Origin of the sequence: Pelistega sp. MC2, from assembly GCF_900099475.1 — a bacterium.
GTDB lineage: Bacteria > Pseudomonadota > Gammaproteobacteria > Burkholderiales > Burkholderiaceae_B > Taylorella > Taylorella indica.
This window is the reverse complement of record NZ_LT628274.1, coordinates 722,153-741,624: the sequence shown is the minus strand read 5'-3', so window position 1 is coordinate 741,624 and position 19,472 is coordinate 722,153. Positions and strand designations below refer to the sequence as shown.

18 protein-coding genes are annotated in these 19,472 nt (G+C 39.6%); 4 read left to right on the top strand and 14 right to left on the bottom strand.

From position 1 onward, the window contains the following. Positions 1–117: 117 nt before the first annotated feature. Positions 118–831 (top strand): AzlC family ABC transporter permease, encoded by a 714-nt coding sequence (locus tag BQ4443_RS05230; RefSeq protein WP_071058248.1) that lies wholly within the window; start codon positions 118–120, stop codon positions 829–831. Beyond that, positions 824–1,162, top strand: a complete 339-nt coding sequence (locus BQ4443_RS05225; RefSeq protein WP_023950290.1) for an AzlD domain-containing protein — start codon at positions 824–826, stop codon at positions 1,160–1,162. Before BQ4443_RS05230 ends, BQ4443_RS05225 begins: the two co-directional genes overlap by 8 nt. Here the strand turns inward: BQ4443_RS05225 and BQ4443_RS05220 are convergent. From BQ4443_RS05220 to BQ4443_RS05210, 3 genes are read right to left on the bottom strand one after another with little or no spacing between them, the layout of a single operon-like run. Further along, positions 1,157–1,963, bottom strand: coding sequence for a thiazole synthase (locus BQ4443_RS05220; protein WP_023950288.1), 807 nt, complete (start codon positions 1,961–1,963; stop codon positions 1,157–1,159). The genes BQ4443_RS05225 and BQ4443_RS05220 overlap by 6 nt on opposite strands. A gap of 21 nt (positions 1,964–1,984) precedes the next feature. Then, a complete protein-coding gene (thiS, locus tag BQ4443_RS05215; protein ID WP_071058247.1) occupies positions 1,985–2,212 on the bottom strand; it encodes a sulfur carrier protein ThiS in 228 nt (75 codons plus the stop codon). Between the two features lie 20 nt (positions 2,213–2,232). Continuing rightward, entirely contained in the window at positions 2,233–3,297 is a 1,065-nt protein-coding gene (locus BQ4443_RS05210) for an FAD-dependent oxidoreductase (RefSeq protein WP_023950284.1), read from the bottom strand. 164 nt (positions 3,298–3,461) lie between these two features. Between BQ4443_RS05210 and recQ the strand changes: the two genes are divergently transcribed. Beyond that, positions 3,462–5,357, top strand: coding sequence for a DNA helicase RecQ (gene recQ / locus BQ4443_RS05205; RefSeq protein WP_083331866.1), 1,896 nt, complete (start codon positions 3,462–3,464; stop codon positions 5,355–5,357). Between the two features lie 307 nt (positions 5,358–5,664). Here the strand turns inward: recQ and ruvB are convergent, their stop codons facing one another. From ruvB to dusB, 9 genes are all read right to left on the bottom strand, one after another. Next, positions 5,665–6,726: a Holliday junction branch migration DNA helicase RuvB gene (gene ruvB / locus BQ4443_RS05200; RefSeq protein WP_023949113.1), complete on the bottom strand. Its 1,062-nt coding sequence runs from the start codon at positions 6,724–6,726 to the stop codon at positions 5,665–5,667. Positions 6,727–6,746: 20 nt separating this feature from the next. Further along, positions 6,747–8,006 (bottom strand): TRAP transporter large permease, encoded by a 1,260-nt coding sequence (locus tag BQ4443_RS05195; RefSeq protein WP_023949115.1) that lies wholly within the window; start codon positions 8,004–8,006, stop codon positions 6,747–6,749. A gap of 5 nt (positions 8,007–8,011) precedes the next feature. After that, a complete protein-coding gene (locus tag BQ4443_RS05190; protein WP_071058246.1) occupies positions 8,012–8,506 on the bottom strand; it encodes a TRAP transporter small permease in 495 nt (164 codons plus the stop codon). 256 nt (positions 8,507–8,762) lie between these two features. Further along, a complete protein-coding gene (locus BQ4443_RS05185) occupies positions 8,763–9,746 on the bottom strand; it encodes a TRAP transporter substrate-binding protein (protein WP_071058245.1) in 984 nt (327 codons plus the stop codon). A 95-nt stretch (positions 9,747–9,841) separates the two neighbouring features. Continuing rightward, positions 9,842–10,414, bottom strand: a complete 573-nt coding sequence (gene ruvA, locus BQ4443_RS05180; protein ID WP_071058244.1) for a Holliday junction branch migration protein RuvA — start codon at positions 10,412–10,414, stop codon at positions 9,842–9,844. A 23-nt stretch (positions 10,415–10,437) separates the two neighbouring features. Beyond that, a complete protein-coding gene (gene ruvC / locus BQ4443_RS05175) occupies positions 10,438–10,980 on the bottom strand; it encodes a crossover junction endodeoxyribonuclease RuvC (RefSeq protein ID WP_023949123.1) in 543 nt (180 codons plus the stop codon). Positions 10,981–10,989: 9 nt separating this feature from the next. Then, entirely contained in the window at positions 10,990–12,579 is a 1,590-nt protein-coding gene (gene purH, locus BQ4443_RS05170; protein WP_071058243.1) for a bifunctional phosphoribosylaminoimidazolecarboxamide formyltransferase/IMP cyclohydrolase, read from the bottom strand. Beyond that, complete coding sequence (locus BQ4443_RS05165; RefSeq protein WP_031274030.1) at positions 12,576–12,821, bottom strand: helix-turn-helix domain-containing protein; 246 nt, start codon at positions 12,819–12,821, stop codon at positions 12,576–12,578. The genes purH and BQ4443_RS05165 overlap by 4 nt, the downstream gene beginning before the upstream one ends. Further along, positions 12,814–13,806 (bottom strand): tRNA dihydrouridine synthase DusB, encoded by a 993-nt coding sequence (dusB, locus tag BQ4443_RS05160; protein WP_071058242.1) that lies wholly within the window; start codon positions 13,804–13,806, stop codon positions 12,814–12,816. The genes BQ4443_RS05165 and dusB overlap by 8 nt, the downstream gene beginning before the upstream one ends. Before the next feature lie 98 nt (positions 13,807–13,904). Between dusB and BQ4443_RS05155 the strand changes: the two genes are divergently transcribed. Beyond that, positions 13,905–14,726 (top strand): cytochrome c oxidase assembly protein, encoded by an 822-nt coding sequence (locus BQ4443_RS05155; protein WP_031274031.1) that lies wholly within the window; start codon positions 13,905–13,907, stop codon positions 14,724–14,726. 107 nt (positions 14,727–14,833) lie between these two features. On the opposite strand, the gene BQ4443_RS05150 is transcribed toward BQ4443_RS05155, so the two are convergent. Both BQ4443_RS05150 and BQ4443_RS05145 read right to left on the bottom strand, forming a co-directional pair. Further along, entirely contained in the window at positions 14,834–16,171 is a 1,338-nt protein-coding gene (locus tag BQ4443_RS05150) for a short-chain fatty acid transporter (protein WP_023949133.1), read from the bottom strand. Positions 16,172–16,382: 211 nt separating this feature from the next. Next, positions 16,383–19,469, bottom strand: coding sequence for an Rne/Rng family ribonuclease (locus tag BQ4443_RS05145; RefSeq protein ID WP_071058241.1), 3,087 nt, complete (start codon positions 19,467–19,469; stop codon positions 16,383–16,385). Positions 19,470–19,472: the final 3 nt, after the last annotated feature.

Here is a 19,472-nt window from a genome sequence, read left to right as displayed (position 1 = left end):
CTAAAGGCTTATAACATTATAGTAAATAATTATTTTTCAACACAAAATAAAAACATTACAATCGGAAGCTAAATAGTTTTAAACTGTAAATCCTTTAATGTTGAATAATAATATTTCATGAGCACCACAAGCTATTTCTTGCAAGGTATTAAGGCAGCTATTCCGACGATGCTGGGTTATATCCCGGCATCGTTGGCTTTTGGGCTAACAGGCGCCAGTATTGGTCTCAGTCCTTTGGAGCTATTTAGTATTTCCTTTTTTGTTTATGCGGGAAGTGCACAGTTTTTTATTTTAGCCTCTTTGCAATTAGGCATGCCTATTTTAAGTATAGTGTTGTTGGTGTTTTTGCTTAATCTTCGCCATGCACTTTATGGTCCTATTATCGCTAAATACCTTCCTGAGTCTTTGAAATTACGCTTAGCTAAAGCTTTTTATTTGACCGATGAGGTATTTGCTGTTTGTTATTTGAAGCTAAAAGATATTCCTGAACAAGGTAAATCAGCATGGTATTTTGGATTGGGTCTCTTCGCTTGGTTCTCATGGCTATTAGGCACAATAATAGGCGTTTTTGCTGGTGCGAGCATTATGCAATCTTTCCCATTATTAGCAAAAACAATGGGTTTTTCATTAACGGCACTATTTATTAGTGTGACTTTATTGACCATGCATGCCACTATGCTACTTCCAATTGCTTGTGGATGTTTAGTTAGCATGGTAGTGACGTACTTTGGCTATCCTAGTTTAGCAATGATTATTGGTGCTGTGGTTGCTTGTTTCTTGTACCATCCTCATGCTAATTTGCCAGCGACAGAGGAGCATAATCATGGCTGATTTTCAAACATGGCATTTAGTTGTTGGCATCGCTCTGATGGCTATTTTGACTTATTTAACGCGTTCTTTACCTTTTGTATTAATGAAGAAAAGTAAGGCATTTAATCGTCTAGGTTCAGGTAGATTTGCCATCTTAGGGCCTGCGTTACTGGCGAGTACGACGAGTATTATTTTATTTTCTGAAGTGAATAAGGCTATTGATGGTCATGAAATATTGCCGTATGGATTAGCAGTCGTTGGTGTTGTCGTAACGCTGAAATTAAGCAAAAATATAGGCCTAGCAATGTTGATAGGCCTATGTGTCTATGGTTTAGGTTTAAACTATTTATAATAAAAACGGTCTTCCAGTTACTTGGGTGCTAGGTACTGCCATATCTTGTGCTTCCATAATGCCTGCTTCATAGGCAAGGCGACCTGCTTGGATCGCTAGTTTAAAAGCTTCAGCCATACGCACAGGGTCATGAGCTTGGGCGACAGCAGAGTTTAGTAAAACGGCATCAAACCCTAACTGCATAGCTGTGACGGCATCTTTAGGAGATCCAATGCCTGCATCAACCACTAGAAAGGCTTCTGGTAAACGAGAACGTAAAATTCGTAAAGCATAAGGGTTAACCAATCCTTGCCCTGAACCAATGGGTGCTCCCCAAGGCATCAAAATACGACATCCTGCATCCAGTAGACGATTACACGTCACAAGGTCATCCGTACAATAGGGGAAGACTTCAAAGCCATCTTTGATTAGTTCTTTAGTCGCTGTAATAAGCTCTATAGGGTCTGGTTGTAGCGTGTAATCATCACCAACGACTTCTAATTTGATCCAGTGAGTGTCAAAAATCTCACGTGCCATATGTGCTAGGGTAATGGCTTCTCTGGCTGTTTTACAACCTGCCGTGTTTGGTAATAAATGGGCACCACTTTCTTTTAATAATTGAAAAAACGTATTTTCTACACCATCTGTAGTGCTTTGGCTTAATGTTGTCTGGCCAGGGGCTAATTGTCTTTTTAAGCCAACAGTCACTACTTGAGCCTCTGAAATTTTAATAGCATCACTTAATACTTTGGGAGATGGGTAAGTAGCTGTGCCAAGGAAAAAACGACTATTTAAATCAATACCTGCTAGCGAATAACTCATAAAAACTCTTTTAAGGTTGAACTATCCTCCAGTAATTGGAGAAAAGGTCATAATCTGATCATTATTTTTTAGGATATAACTTGATCGCTGAGTACGTGGAATAAATACCTCATTAACAGCGGTAGCAATAGCTTTGGGATTATTTTCTTGTTGTAATTCTGTTTGAATTAACACGACAAACTCTTCCAAAGAAATTGGCCTTAGTAGGTCTTTAGGTTGTCCATTTATAAATACAGTGATTGCACTCATACTATCCTCATCTATTATACTTAAATCACAGTATATTCTGCGCCTAAAACTTCTTTTAATGCTTGTTCAACAGTAGCTGGTGCAATTAACCAACCATGTCTAAATAGACCATTAATTCTGCTAATACCGGGAGCAGTTTCTATTCGTGGGAAATTATCAATTAAGGCAGGTCGTAAATTAGTTTCTGTATGAATAATACGTGCCTCGGCAAGTTCTGGCAGAACGCTATGGGCTGCAGTCAGTAATTCTACAGTAGTCCTAACAGAAATGGGTGATCTATCTTCGCTTTCTATTTCACTGGCGCCGACAAAGAGGATATCTGGCTGACGAGGTACCAAGTAGACACGATAACGTGGATGTAAAAGCCTAATAGGTCGTTGCAAGGCGAGAGCAGGTGCTTGTAGCCATAGGATTTCCCCCCGAACTCCTCGTACATTTTGGCAAGAGAGGGTATGAGTATTAGCAAATTTAAGCTCTCTAGCTCCGACGCCTCTGGTATCAAATACCCAATCAAATGTAAACGTTTCTCTATCAGTAATGATTTTGTTGGCTTTTAGTTTTTGTACAGGCGTTTGCCAATGCCAGAGTGTGTTTTTGCAAGAAGCATATAGTGCATACATAGCTTCTCGAGTATGAATATGGCCTTCATTTTGTAGTGCCCACGCATGAGCTGGGCCTGAGATAGAGGGTTCTTCGGCTTTTAGTTGTTCAGTAGTTAATTTAATAGGTTTTTGGTCTACAGGTGCTTTTCTTTCTAATAAACTGATAAGACGTTGCGCTGCCCCCTCATCACCTCTGTGAGCAACCATGAGACTACCTTTATAGTGTAATGAAACAGGGGCATCTAGTTGAGGGACAATATGTTTCCAGAGTTCAAGAGAACGAACGCCAAGATTATAAATATGTTCATCTCCACTTTCTAATTCAGCGACATGACTTAGCATGCCTGCAGCAGTGAAACCTGCTGCTACGGGATCAGTGGGATGTGACGCTTTGTCAAAAACCTGTACTTGATGACCTTGCTGTGATAGTAAGAGAGCACATAAACGTCCGGCTAATCCAGCACCAGCAATACCAATATTCATAAAATTCCCTACCTGTTAATGGTTAAATGCTAGCATGACCTTTTAGTAAAGTGCAAATAAGCCCCCAAAAGAAATATATATTTTTTTATAATATAGGATACATATTTACTAAACATATAAAGCATTGTCTTTTTGGTATTGAGACTATCAAGACATCATCTCTTATGACTGATTTTACTTCCTCTGATTATCAACAAACTATCCCTGACAATAGTGAGGAAGCTCCTACACAAGTGAGTCATGCAGTTAGAATTCTACAAGAAAAATTCGGCTATCGGGGGTTTAGGGGAAATCAGCAAGATATCATTAATCACTTAATTGATGGGAAAGATGCTGTGGTTCTAATGCCCACTGGGGCAGGTAAATCACTTTGTTATCAAATCCCAGCCTTAGTACGCCCTGGGTCAGGTGTGGTGATTTCACCATTGATTGCATTGATGCAAGATCAGGTACAAGCGTTACAAGGATTAGGCATACGAGCAGCTTGCTTAAATTCAAGCATGACATGGGAGCAGATACAGGATACGGAAAACGCATGGTCAAGAGGATATATTGATTTATTGTATATTGCTCCCGAAAGACTATTAACGACACGTGCATTGAATTTATTGAAAAAAGTTCCCATTTCTTTATTTGCTATTGATGAAGCACATTGTGTATCTCAATGGGGGCATGATTTTCGTCCAGAATATTTAGGGTTAAATGAATTAGCTCGTTTATGGCCAACAGTGCCTCGTGTTGCGCTAACAGCGACAGCAACACTAGAAACTCGACAAGATATTGCTGACCGTTTAGCTTTTAATCAGGCAAAGTATTTTGTTTCTAGTTTTGATCGACCTAATATTCGTTATGAAGTGGTAGAAAAAGATAATGTACGAACACAGTTGATGCATTTTATTAGTGAGAACCACCATGGTGAATCAGGCATTGTGTATTGTTTAACACGTAAAAAGTGTGAAGTGATAGCAGAATTTCTAAATAAACAAGGTATTAAAGCATTGGCATATCATGCTGGATTAGATGCTCAAACTAGAGCAAAGCATCAGCAACAATTTTTATATGAAGATGATTTGGTGATGGTAGCTACTATTGCTTTTGGGATGGGGATAAATAAACCTGATGTGCGTTTTGTTGCGCATGTAGATATGCCTAAGTCGATTGAGGGGTATTATCAAGAAACTGGGCGTGCTGGTCGTGATGGCTTACCGGCAACAGCATGGATGGCATTTGGTTTACAGGATGTATTACAACATAGAAAAATGATTGAATCTTCTAATGCTGAAGAGGTTTTTAAGCAACGAGCACGAGAGCAATTACAAGCTATGTTGTCTTACTGTGAGTCATCCTTATGCAGAAGGGTGGCGTTATTAGCGTATTTTGGGCAATCCAGTCATGCCTGTGGTAATTGTGATAGTTGTGATAGACCTATGTCTACTTGGAATGCAACAATTGCAGCACAAAAAATATTATCTACCATTTATTGGTTATATAGATGTTATGAACAACGTTTTGGGGCCAAATATATTATTGATATTTTGTTAGGTAAGCATACGGATAGAATTGATGAGTTTGCGCACTATAAGTTAAGTACATTTGGAATAGGCAAAGAGTATGATGAAGCAACATGGCAAAGTATTATGTTGCAATTAATGGCACAAGGTTATTTGAATGTTGATATAGAAGGTTACTCAACGTTGACATTAACGCCTAAAAGCGTGCCAGTATTAAAGGGACAAGAGTCAGTATTCATGATACAGGCTCCCTCAAATACATCACAAAAATCACGTAATATTATGCCAGTACGTAAAAAGACGTTTGAGGAGCAATTTCCACAAGCGAGTGTACGTTATCATCAGCTTAAACAATGGCGAGAACAGGAAAGTCAAAAAGAGGGCGTAGAGCCACAATTTATTTTCACGGATACTACTCTGAAATATATTGCGTTAGAAAATCCTCAGACGTTAAAAGCATTGGCTAATATAGATGGTATTAATGCTTATAAACTAAATCGCTTTGGATTGTTAGTATTGCACGAATTAAATAGTTTACAAGTAAACTAATGGAGTATTGACAATCTCTTTTATAGTTTACTTTTAAACTAACAGTGTGTTGGCAATCTGTTATGGTATTTTGACGTGCAGGTTTTTTTATCTTAAGTCCAATGAGGAAACTATCAACTACAAAACCTGCACGCCGAAAGTATCTACTTTAGTAATAGACTGATAGTTTACTCGTAAACTAACGGTGTGTTGGCAATCTGTTATGGGATTTTGACGTGCAGGTTTTTTTATCTTAAGTCCAATGAGGAAACTATCAACTACAAAACCTGCACGCCGAAAGTATCCTCTTTGATAGTTTATTAAGAAACTAAAATAGTTCAGAATTATTGTTTTGACTTTTGGGTGATAAACCAAAATGTAGCCATGTATTTTGTGTGGCAACTCGTCCTCTAGGAGTACGCTGAATATAGCCATTTTGGATAAGATAGGGTTCAATCACTTCTTCGATGGTATCGCTTTCTTCGCCAATTGCTGCTGCTAGGTTATCAATGCCAACAGGTCCTCCGTCAAATTTATGAATTAATGTCTCAAGGAGTTTTCTATCCATAAGGTCTAAGCCTTGAGGGTCTACTTCTAACATGCTCAAAGCTTCTGTTGCACACTCATCGGAAATTAAGCCCTTGTATTTAACATCGGCAACATCTCTTACGCGTCTAAGAAGACGATTAGCAATACGAGGTGTTCCACGTGAACGACGGGCAATTTCCAAAGCACCAGCAGGTGTAATTTCAGCATTTAGCAGATGAGCACTACGAGTAACGATTTGTGCAAGATGCTCAGTGGAATAAAATTCTAAACGAGAAATAATACCGAATCTGTCACGAAGAGGATTGGTAAGCATCCCAGCCCTAGTAGTGGCACCTACTAACGTAAATGGTTGTAAGTCAATTTTGATACTACGAGCGGCAGGACCGTCACCAATCATAATATCAATTTGAAAGTCCTCTAATGCTGGGTAGAGAATTTCTTCTACAACAGGGGAGAGACGATGAATCTCATCAATAAATAAGACATCATTTGCTTGCAAATTAGTGAGTAATGCAGCTAAATCACCAGGTTTTTCAAGCACAGGACCAGAGGTTTGACGCATTTGTGAGCCCATTTCATTAGCGATAATATGCGCTAGTGTTGTTTTACCTAAGCCCGGAGGGCCAAATAAGAGCACATGATCTAACGGTTCATTTCTTTTCTTTGCGGCTTGAATAAAAATGCCTAATTGCTCACAGATTTTATCTTGACCCGTATAATCACGAAGTGATTTTGGACGTAGAGCTCTTTCTATCGATTCTTCTGAGCGATTAATTGGTTCAGCTTGAATAATTTCTCGCTGAGGTAAATTAACAGACAGATTATCAGGAACAATAGGCATTTTAAATCCTTAGTTTATCTTTATAAGAGTGCTAATGTAATACTAGGAATATAGGTAATTAATAGCAAACAGATAAATGATACAAATACAAATGGGAGCAATGGCTTAATAATCTGATCAACAGATAATTTGGCCACGGTACATGCCGCAAATAAGTTAACGCCAAATGGTGGTGTAATCATACCAAGTGCCAAATTAACAACCATAATGATACCAAAGTGTACTGGATCGACACCAAATTTTACCGCTACGGGTAGTAATAATGGTGCTAGCACGACAATAGAGGCAGATGTTTCAATAAACATACCAATAAAGAAAAGGGCAAGATTTACACCTAATAGGAATGTGTATTTGTTATCGAATAATTGGGCTAACCATTCACCTAGTTGATTAGGAATTCCTGCTCGATTCAATAAGAACCCAAAGAGTCCCGCATTAGCAATTAAGAACATGATAATGGCTGTAGAAATGACGGTGTTTTGGAATACTTTTTGAAGTTGAGGTAGCTTTAGTGTTTTGTAGACAAATACGCCAATAATTAAGGCATAAACAACCGCCACAACTGAAGCTTCTGTTGGTGTGAAGACTCCCCCGTAAATACCGCCTAAAATAATAATCGGCATTAATAAGGCGAGCTTAGCTTGGTTAAGTGCAGGCCAGAATGATAAACGATTTTCTCCATCGCGTAAGCCAAAATTATTGCGTTTTGCGTATAGCCAAACGTAGAAAACCAAGCCAGCAGCAATCAAGATACCGGGTAGAATACCACCTATAAATAAACTAACTAAATCTGTTTGCGTAGCAACAGCAAATAGAATCATAGGAACAGAAGGGGGAATAATCACGCCTAGCTCTGCGGCAGTGGCTTGTAAAGATGCAGCAAAAGGTCTAGGGTAACCATGAGAAATCATCGCTGGAATCAGAATTGAACCAACAGCGAAAGTGGTGGCAACACTAGAACCAGCGACTGCAGCGAAAATCATACACGTAATAACACAACTACAAGCCAAACCTCCTTGCATATTGCCAACCAAGCTTTTGGCAAAATTCACCATACGTTCAGAGATACTGGCCTCTTGCATTAGGTTGCCTGCCAAAATAAAGAATGGAATGGCTGCTAAAGGAAACTTATCTAACGATGCATAAAATTGCTGAGCAATAACTAACCAGTTAATTCCCGCCACTTCAATGCCTAAAAAAGAAGCTAGACCAATGGCAATCCCTACAGGGACTGTTAGTACGAAAAATACTAACATGGATAAAATCATGATTTGTGCCATGAGTACTACTCCATTGTTTGGGAATGATGAGAATCTTCTTTGCTAAACCATTGTACTAATAGAGCGATTAAGGCAATAGTACAGCCAACAGGAATAGCAAGATAAATCCATGAAATTGAAAAGTCCAAACCCGCAATTGATTGGAAACGGACACGATAAGTCATATTTCCGCCAATCCATGCTAACAGTCCAAGGAAGATGGCACAGAGTAAATTGGCGATATGGCGTACAATTCGACGTGCATTACTAGATAAAAATGTATTAATAACATCCACACGTAACATTTCGCCATGACGGAATGCCAAAATAACGCCTAAAAAGACAACCCAAATCAGTGATGAGCGAGTCCATGGCTCCGTCCAGGCTGCTGGTTCGTGTAATACGAAACGAGCAAATACTTGATAAATTCCTGCTATCACGGCAGACAGTAACAATAACTGAGCAGCGATAGAAACCAGTTTAAAGAGTATTTTATCAAGCCAATAAGTAAAAGATTTCATGATAGAAAATGTTAATCTCTAGAGATGAGTAAAAAGGGTTAGTTCTTACTAACCCCTCAGATTGTGGATAAACCTTTATTTTTTTAATTTTGACGTGCAGCTTTTCAAGTGTAGTCAATAAATCAATTAAGACTGATGATGAAAATCTGCACGTCGAAAGTACTACTTTATCGACAGCCTGAAGCGTTAGTTCTCACTAACCCTTACTGCTTACTAAAAACAAATAGAAAGCCTAAAGTATTGTTAGCAAGAATAATTATTTTGTGTTTTCAATACTATCAATCAGCTCTTTACTAAATTGTTTATAGTACTCAGGGTAAACTTCTTTAACGATTTTAGCAAAAGCATCACGATCAACATCTTCAGTAACTTGCATACCAGCATCTTTTAATGTTTGAACGCCTGATTTTTCGACATTGTCAACGAAATCACGCATAGCTTGACCAGCTTTTTTACCCGCTTCAACGAATTTTGCTTTTTCATCATCACTTAGGCCGTCATAGACGGAAGGAGAAACAATAATAACAGCAGGCGCATAAACATGCCCAGTTAAAGACATGAATTTTTGTTGTTGATTAAGTTTAGCTGATACAATCACAGAAGTAGGATTTTCTTGACCATCAATAGTGCCTTGTTGTAAAGCCGTTTGAACTTCAGGCCAAGCCATAGGTGTTGCTAAAATACCTAATTGTTTAAATGCTAATAAATGAACAGGGTTTTCAGTAGTACGGATTTTTAGACCTTTGGCATCTGCTGGTTCTTTTACCGCATGTTTGTTATTAGTTAGGTGGCGGAAACCTTGCTCACCCCATGCTAAAGCGACTAGCCCACGTTTTGGGAACTCTTTTAACATGTCTTGACCAATTTGGCCATCAAGTACTTTGCGAGCGTGAGCTAAGTCACGGAATAAGAAGGGAATGTCAAATACACCTGCTTGTGGTACAAAATTCAAAATTGCCCCTGTTGATAATACAGCTGCATCAACAGTACCTAGTTGTAAACCTTCGATAACTTCACGCTCACCACCCAAAGCACTATTAGCAAAATGCTCGATTTTGAATTTACCATTAGTGCTTTCAGCTAATGATTTTTCAAAGGCGTTAGCTGCTGCTCCATAATGAGAGTCTTTGGCTAATGCATAAGCCATTTTTAATGATTGTTCTGCAAACGCTGAGGTAGACGCCATAGAAGCAATGACAGCGCAGCTAAATAATGTTTTTTTAAACCAATTCTTTTTCATTTTTCCCCCTGGAAATACATAATTTATTAAAAACTTGAACGCATTCATTGCCTTGTGAGCAAATGTAGATAGTTCCCTTATGAGGAATAGTATCCTTATTTCGTTAAATTTTGTAACGCTAGACGAATACCATCAGCAACAGAAACATCGCTAGCTAAATTTTTTGTTGCATTATTGGCTTCTTTTTCGGAATAACCTAAGGCAACTAAAGCATTGAGTATATCACTCTTCGAGGATTGTTGAGTATTGCTTTGTGGTAATGTGATATTAGAAAGTTTGCCTTTTAGTTCTAAGAGTAGTCTTGCGGCTGTTTTTGCACCAATACCTGGGACTTTTACTAATAAGGTGGCATCTTGTTGTTCTATCGCCTGAGCTAAGTCAGTTGTACTAAGCCCAGATAGAATAGCTAATGCTGTACGAGCACCGATACCACTCACTTTAATTAAGGATCTAAACGTTGTTCTCTCTTCGGGTTTTAAAAAACCATAGAGAACATGTGCATCTTCACGTATGGCTAAGTGAGTGAAAAGAGTGACTTTTGCGCCGACTTCAGGCAAGTCATATAGCGTTGTCATGGGGACTTCTATGTCATAGCCTACACCATTGACATCCACACAAATTGTTGGAGGGGTTTTTTCTATTAATAAGCCAGTAATTCGTCCAATCATAATTTTTTCTTTTTACATGAATGTTAAATATGTAATCGACCACCACGCATTTTACTGGTATGAGTAGTATCTAAATCGAGTTCTTTGAGTTTATTTAGTAAGCTGGAGGCATGTGCATGCGTGATAGCACATGCTAGCGCATCAGCAGAATCAGGTTCAGGCATTGCGTTTAAATTTAGTAAATGTTGAACCATTATTTGGACCTGCTCTTTTCTTGCATGTCCTCGACCAACGACAGCTTTTTTTATTTGTAAGGCGGTGTATTCTGCTACATCTAGTCCAGTATCAGCTAAAGCACACATGGCAGCACCTCTTGCCTGACCCAATAATAATGTTGTTTCAGGATTCGTATTGACGAAGACTTTTTCAAGAGAAGATTCGTGAGGTTTGTAATGTTCAATGACCTCACGAATATGATCCATAATGTGTTTTAAGCGATGATGCAAAGGCAGATCCGTTGGTATAGCAATAGTACCACTTGCCACATAATAGATATGGGCTTGTTGAACATCTATCACACCATAGCCCGTTTTTCTAAGGCCTGGGTCTATACCAAGAATCCGCATAGTTCTGGATTAGTGACGGAAATGACGAGTGCCAGTATAAACCATCACAATGCCATGCTCATCAGCTGCATTAATGACTTCTTCGTCACGAATACTACCACCAGGTTGAATAATACAATCAGCCCCAGCCGCTACGATAACATCTAAACCATCACGGAATGGGAAGAATGCATCAGAGGCCGCCGCCGTATTTTTCAAGCTTAAACCATTTGCTTCTGCTTTGATGGCAGCAATGCGAGCAGAATCTAAACGACTCATTTGACCTGCACCTACACCCATTGTCATGCCATTAGCACAGAATACAATAGCATTTGATTTGACATATTTTGCCACTTTCCATGCAAACATAAGATCGTTAAGTTGTTGTGCTGTCGGTTGTTTTTTAGTGACTACTTTAAGTGATTCAGCTGGTACATCGAAGGCATCAGGGTCTTGGAGTAGCCAACCCCCACCAACGCGTTTTACGTCAAATGGGTTTTGCTCTGAGCCAGAGCTAACTTTTAACACACGAACATTCTTTTTCGCGGCAAGTAATGCTAAGGCATCTTCTGTGTATTCAGGCGCAAGCAATACTTCCATGAACTGTTTGCTAACTTCCTCGGCAACAGCCAAATCAACTTTGCGGTTAAAGGCAATAATGCCACCAAAGGCAGAAGTAGGGTCTGTTTTAAAGGCTTTTTGATAAGCTTCAAAAGGTGTAGCTCCAATAGCAACGCCACAAGGATTTGCATGTTTAACAATCACGCATACAGGTACATCAAAACTACGTGAACATTCCCAAGCGGCATCCGCATCAGCAATATTATTATAAGAAAGCTCTTTGCCTTGTAGCTGTTCATACTTACCTAGTAAGCCATTACCACGAACAGGGTCGATATAGAAAGCGGCTTTCTGATGAGGGTTTTCACCGTAACGTAATTCTTGGTGTTTTTGGATTTGAATAGTGACTGTTTCTGGCCATTGTTGGCGTGCTGGGGTACTTTCCTGTGCTGGCTCGGCATCAGTTAACGCTGTCAAATACTGAGCAATTGCACCGTCATAAGCTGCCGTATGAGCATATGTTTTGCTCGCTAATTTTAAGCGTAAGCCATAAGAAGGCTGGCCAAATTGGTCGATTTCTTTTAGGACTTGTTCATAATCGCTAGGGTCAATAACCACAGTGACACCACCTTGTTCGGTGCCATGGTTTTTCGCTGCTGCACGTAGCATAGCAGGACCACCAATATCAATGTTTTCTACCGCATCAGCAAAAGAACAATTTGGTTTTGCAATCGTTTCACGGAAAGGGTAGAGGTTGACTACTAATAAGTCGATAGGAGATATGCCGTGTTGCTCCATTGTGGCTAAATGTTCGGCATTATCACGGCGACCTAATAAGCCACCATGAATTTTAGGGTGTAGTGTTTTGACACGCCCGTCTAAAATTTCTGGAGAACCTGTATGTTCGGCCACTTCCGTAACGTCTAGACCTGCTTTTTTTAATAAAGCCGCTGTGCCACCAGTAGAGAGTAATTTAATGCCACGAGCCGCTAAAGCTTGGGCAAATTCAACAATACCTGTTTTATCTGAAACAGAAAGAAGAGCAGTGGTTAATTTCATGATGCGTCAATAAGATGGTTAGAAATAAGTTTTTTACGTAATGTATTGCGAGTAATGCCCAATACTTCGGCGGCTTTGGATTGGTTCCCATTGGTATAGGCCATGACTTTTTCAAGCATGGCTTTTTCTACACCATCCATGACCATATTCCACACATTTGAAGCGGGGGCATCACCTAATTCCTTGAAATAAGCGTCAAGATTCGCTGTTATACATTTATCGATAGGATCTATTTTATTCATTTTCTTCAAATCGAATGAGTTCATTAAACCAATCTTCCACAGCGTTAAATTGTTCTGAACATGTATTGAGTTGGTTCATTACTTGGATAAATTCTGTGGCACCAGGTAATTGGGCTACATACCACCCAATATGTTTGCGTGCTGTTCGTACACCAGTATGTTCACCATAAAACTGATAATGTTCATTCAAGTGCTGCAATAAAACCTCTTGCATTTCACTATAACGAGGAGGAAGTAATTCTTTCCCTTGTGCTAAGTAGTAATTTGTTTGTTTGAAAATCCAGGGATTTCCTTGAGCCGCACGGCCTATCATCACTGCATCAGCTTGCGTATAGTCCAATACGTATTTCGCTTTTTGAGGAGAATCAATATCTCCATTCGCAATAACAGGTATGGATAAAGCACTTTTAACCAGTTTAATGGTGTCATATTCTGCTTCACCATTATACATATCGGCACGAGTACGACCATGCAGTGTTAACGCACTAATACCTATGTCTTGAGCAAGAGTAGCAATTCGGAGCACATTTTTGTGCTCTCTATCCCATCCTGTTCTGGTTTTGAGTGTGACAGGTACATCTAATGGCTTACAAACTTGAACAACGGACTTTAAAATCGCAACTACTAGCTCTTCATGCTTTAGTAGCGCAGATCCTGAAGCAACATTGCAAACTTTTTTGGCAGGACAACCCATATTAATATCAATAATCTTAGCACCCTTATGGATATTAAATAGAGCGGCTTGAGCCATCATATCAGGATCAGCACCAGCAATTTGAACGGAAATAGGGTCAATTTCACCGTCGTGATTAAGACGCCTAGACGTTTTGACACTATCCCATAGTTTTGGATTGCTGGCAGCCATTTCAGACACAGCATAACCAGCCCCTAGTCGTTTGCATAATTGACGAAAAGGGCGATCGGTCACTCCAGCCATAGGAGCAACAAATACAGGGTTAGGCAATGTCCATTGTCCGATTTTCATGCATGAAATTGTAGCCCATTTACGTGGCTTAACGGGCATAAATAGGATAAAAAATATAAATATGATTAAAATATGAGCATTCAGAAAAAAGAGGTACTATGGATTTAACAATCGCTCAATGGCTTGAACCTTGGGAGTTTTCACCGACATTAATTATTTGTTTTTTGTTCAGTGCCTATTTATTTATTAAAGGCTCGCTCCATAGACCAATCGGTATAGTAAGACATTGCTTGTTTTGGTCTGGTTTTGTGATGCTTTATTTATCGTTGCATACCCATGTTGATTATTTTGCTGAAAGGGTGTTTTTTGTGCATCGTATTCAACATGTTTTTTTACACCATTTAGCACCACTCTTAGTAATGGCGGCTTATCCAGGACAGGTAATGCGAGCAGGATTGCCAGTAACGCTTAGGTTGAAATTAAGAAAATTTGAGCAAACCTCTCTGGCAATGACGTTACGTAAATGGTGTACAGATAAGTATTTTGTTCCTTTTTTATTTGTTTTCTTGGTGCTTGTTTGGTTAATCCCAACCGTGCAGTTCTATTCTATGTTGGATATTTATTTATATCGCTTGATGAACTGGTCTGTTGTGATAAGCGGTTTTATGTATTGGAATTTGATTTTAGATCGTCGTCCAGCCCCACCTGCGGCGATGACGGTTAAGGGAAGGATTATTTCTCCTATTTTAACGATGGTTCCGCAAATATTGGTGGGAATTTATATTGCTTTAACGCCCAATGATTTGTATCCACTGTTTGATTTATGTGGTAGAGCTGTACCAATTTCAGCGCTAGAAGATCAAGGATTAGGTGGTATTATTATGTGGGTGCCTGCGGCAATTGTAGAAAGTTTCGGTATTCTCGTCGCTTTAGCTACATTTATGCGATTATCAGCTAAGGGGCGACTGAGAGTAAAATAAAAGAGCGATACATCTTTTATATTTTAGATGTATCGCTTCTCTGTTTATTGCCCTAAAACCACTATCGATTAAGGCATACGAGAAATGGTTTTAAGAGTATTTGTCTATTAAACAAAATAAAAAACGCCAGTAATTAAAATACCAGAATACACTAATGCTATTAAGCAATAACCCATAATAGCGCGAGCATTAAGACCAGCTAGACCTAAAAGAGGAAGTGCCCAGAATGGTTGAATCATATTTGTCCAAGCATCGCCCCAAGCAATCGCCATTGCAGAAACGGTTGGAGGCACACCTAATTGGACGCCAGCAGGTAACATGATTGGACCTTGAACAGCCCATTGACCACCACCAGAAGGTACAAATACGTTAACTAACCCAGCACTTAAGAACGCAAGAGAAGGGAATGTTTCCGCTGTAGACCATGCAACGAATTGGTTAGTAATCATGGCGCCAAGAGAAGTACCACCATCAGCAGCCCCCATCATAAGACCCATAATACCACCATAAAATGGGAAGAGTAGAATAATACCACTAATTCCTTTGGCACTTTCTTCCATTGCACGAGAATATCTTTCTAGGGTACCATGCGCTAATAAACCTAGGAATAAGAATAAGCCAATCACAATATTTAATGAAAGTGAAAATCCTTTGCTACTGAAGTGACCATATATATAGGCAGCACCAAAGAACACTAAAATAAGTGCCAAGAAACGGTTGTCGTCAACTTTTTGAGCCCATGTATCTTTTGGTGGTAGTTCGATAGCTTCTTCGATCATTAGTTTTGGATCTACTTCAAAAGGTTTTTTAGGCATCATTGCCATATTAAGCAATGGTAGACCAATCACTAAACCAGCAATAATGGCTAAGTTATACCAAGAGAATAGCGTTTCAGAGACAGGAACTGCTGCTGTAATTGTTTGTGCAGAGATTTTTGCTAAGTCAGCACCACCAGTTGCTAATGCTAATGGAATAGAACCTGATAAACCGCCATGCCAAATCAAGAAACCAGAGTATGCTGAAGCTACTAGTAATGGGTAGTCAGCGCCTTTTACGTTACGTGCTAATGCTTTTGCCATTACTGCACCAACGATAAGTCCAAATCCCCAGTTTAACCAGCATGCTAAAAGTGCTACTAGTGTTACCACAAGAATAGCGACCTTAGGACTAGTTACTTTAGAGGCAATATTATCTAAGAAGCGACCTAGAACAGGTGCTTTAGCTAATATATGACCTGTCGCCAAGATAAGTGCCATTTGCATAGAGAAACCTAATAGACTCCATAGACCATTGCCCCAGAAACTACTAGCTTGTAAAAAATTTTGGTTGGTGAATGTTAAAACAGCCGTAAATGCCATTAAAGTTAGGATAACAACAAAGACAAAAGGAGATGGTAGGTATTGACGAACCAATCTCACACTAGCTTCGGTAATTGCACGAAACATATAGACTCCCTGTTCATACATAAGGTTTCATTGTTGTAAACATAAATAAGGGGAATGAAAATATTCCCCGGTTAGTAATAGATTGTAAATTATATTTTGTAATTATTACATTGGGATTAATCCTAATAAGGGTATAAAAAAACGCAGAACATAGGTCATGTTCTGCGTTAGGCGATTGATAGGATTGTATTTTTGATCAATACTAAGTCAATTATTTTTTAGAACTGTCAGTTTCTACTAGTATTAACGGTTCATTACTAATTGCTTGTACTGGTTTGCGTGCTCGACCTAGCTTAATACTTGGAGGAGTTATTTCTACCACCAAATCAGGCTTGGTTTGAATCCACTGCATTCCAGCACTTTCCACGACTTGAGTCAATGTAGCTGTATCTACCACTGATTTTCCATCGGACACTGTATTCATCGGTTGCTCGATGGCACTTGTTTGAACGATAGTCACACTAGTATCTTCCTCAGTGGTGGAATTGTCATCTAATTTAGCGGCAACAATAACCTCACTCACAACAGGAGGTTCAACTTCTTGAGGTAAATCAACAGCTACAGGCGGAACTGTTTCAGAAACCACAACAGGAGCTACTGTATCTGTAGTTTCAAAGACAGGTACCGGACTAGGCACAAGTGTAGCAGGTTCCACTATAGAGCTTACGCTAGTTGTAGTGTCAGTTGTTTCGCTAAGATTAGCTGTTTCAGGTACATGTTCTTTAACAGTCGCTACTGGCGAAATCTCAGATAAATCCGGTGCATGAGCATGTTCAGGATTTGTTTCGCTGTGATCAATTGTTTCAGTTACAATGGTAGCTGCAAGACCTGCTACACCCGCTACAGTGGCAGGAACAAATGTATTGTTTGTTTCTGTAGGAGGAGTTGCTTGCTGTTGGCTCAATACTTGTCCTTGCTGTGCTTCTTGTTGCTCTAATAAGACTTCGTTAGGGATGAAGGCTAGGTTTTCATTTGGCGTGATTGATTTAGCTTCATCATTTGGACGACGACCACGACGATTACGTCTACGACGTTTGCGAGCTTCCCCTTGGTCATTAGTGAAATCTTCACCTGTCGCATTATCAGTAGCACTATCAATAATATCATCGCCTAGGGCTTGAGAGCTAGTATCAGCATCTGTAACATAGGATGATTCTAAACGAGTACTATTTTCTTCAAAATTGGCTGGTTTAGTCGATACTGTATCTGCATCGGTGGCTGACACTTTTTGAGGTTTGTTTTGAGTCTCTTTTAAAACCTCTTTAGGAGCAGTGTTTTGGTTATTATTAGCTTTAGTTGAAGTTTCTTTTGTAATCGTCGTATTAGCTTGTTCAGCACTGGTCTCTTGACGTTGCTTTCTATTTTGGCGACGAGATTGACGATTCTCAACTTGTTCTTTAGCCGCTTCTTTGTTGGCCTCTTTAGCTGCCTTTAATTCTTCCGCACGCTTGGCTTTACGAGCAATAGCTTTATCGTCATCCTGAGCTTTTTCTGGACGACGAGGGCGATTGCGTTGCTTATCTTGGCGATTATGTTTTGGTTGTGCCGGTAACTCTTTTTTCTCTTGAGAAGCCTCAACAGAAGGAGTGGCTGGCGTACCCATAAACCATGCTTTGATGCGTTGGAAGAAACCTATCGTAGGTTCTTGTGCTTTTACTGCGGGAGTAACGGCAGGTGTAGGAGCAGGGGTTTCGCGATGAATTCCTTTAACAATTGCTTCAGGACGTTGTTTTTCTTCATCTTTTTCTTTTTTGTCTTGCCAAGAAAGTGTCGTATTTTCAGGTGCTTCAATCATTTCTAAGCTAGACTTTTGCTCATCCATACGTGGGTCGTCGTAACGAACACGCTCAATATCATGATGAGGTGTTTCTATATTTTTGTTCGGGATAAGATAAATACGTACTTTTAGGCGTGTTTCGATTTTTACAATATCAGTACGCTTTTCATTGAGTAGGTAAGTAGCTACTTCAACAGGAACTTGCGCATAGATAGCCGCTGTATTTTCTTTCATCGCCTCTTCTACAAGTAGGCGTAAGATATTCAGTGCACTAGATTCTACGTCACGAATTACGCCTGTACCATTACAACGTGGGCAGGTAACATGTGAGCCTTCATTAAGTGAAGGGCGTAAACGTTGACGAGATAATTCCATTAAACCAAAACGAGAAATTTTACCCATCTGAACACGAGCACGATCAACATGTAGAGCATCTCTTAATTTTTGCTCAACAGCACGTTGGTTTTTGCTGTCTTCCATATCAATGAAATCGATAACAATCAAACCGCCTAAGTCACGCAAACGGAGTTGACGAGCAACTTCTTCGGCTGCTTCAAGATTGGTACGCATGGCAGTCTCTTCAATGTCAGTACCTCTAGTTGAACGTGCAGAGTTTACATCTACGGCTACTAAAGCTTCGGTATGGTCAATAACGATAGAACCACCAGAGGGTAATTGAACGTTACGTGAATAAGCTGTTTCAATTTGGTGCTCTACTTGGAAGCGAGAGAAAAGAGGAACAGCATTTCGATAACGTTTTACTTTTTGGACATTTTCAGGCATTACATCTTGCATGAAAGCTAATGCTTGATTATGAATGCTATCAGTATCAATTAGAATTTCAGCGATATCAGGCGAGAAATAGTCTCTAATCGCACGAATAACTAAACTAGATTCTTGGTAGATGAGAACAGGAGCAGGGTATTGTTGAGATGCTGTAAAAATAGCATTCCATAGCTTTAATAAATATTTAAGATCCCAATCCAATTCAGGGGCAGTACGACCAATACCAGCGGTACGGGCAATCATGCTCATTCCTTCTGGTAAATCTAGTTGTGACATGGTTTCACGTAATTCTTGTCTTTCCTCCCCGTCAATGCGACGAGAAACACCACCACCACGAGGATTATTTGGCATTAAGACAAGATAACGACCGGCAAGAGAAATAAAAGTCGTTAGAGCCGCACCTTTGTTGCCACGTTCTTCTTTTTCTACTTGGATGATAAGCTCTTGTCCTTCGGTTAACGCATCTTGGATGCGAACGCTACGGACATCAACGCCTTCTTTGAAGTAACTACGTGCTACCTCTTTGAAGGGTAAAAAGCCATGGCGCTCATGGCCATAGTTTACAAAGCAAGCTTCTAGACTAGGTTCGATGCGAGTAATTACCCCTTTGTAGATATTACCTTTGCGTTGTTCACGACCTGCTGTTTCAATATCAATATCAAGGAGCTTTTGCCCGTCTACGATGGCAACGCGTAATTCTTCTTGATGCGTTGCATTAAATAACATGCGTTTCATATT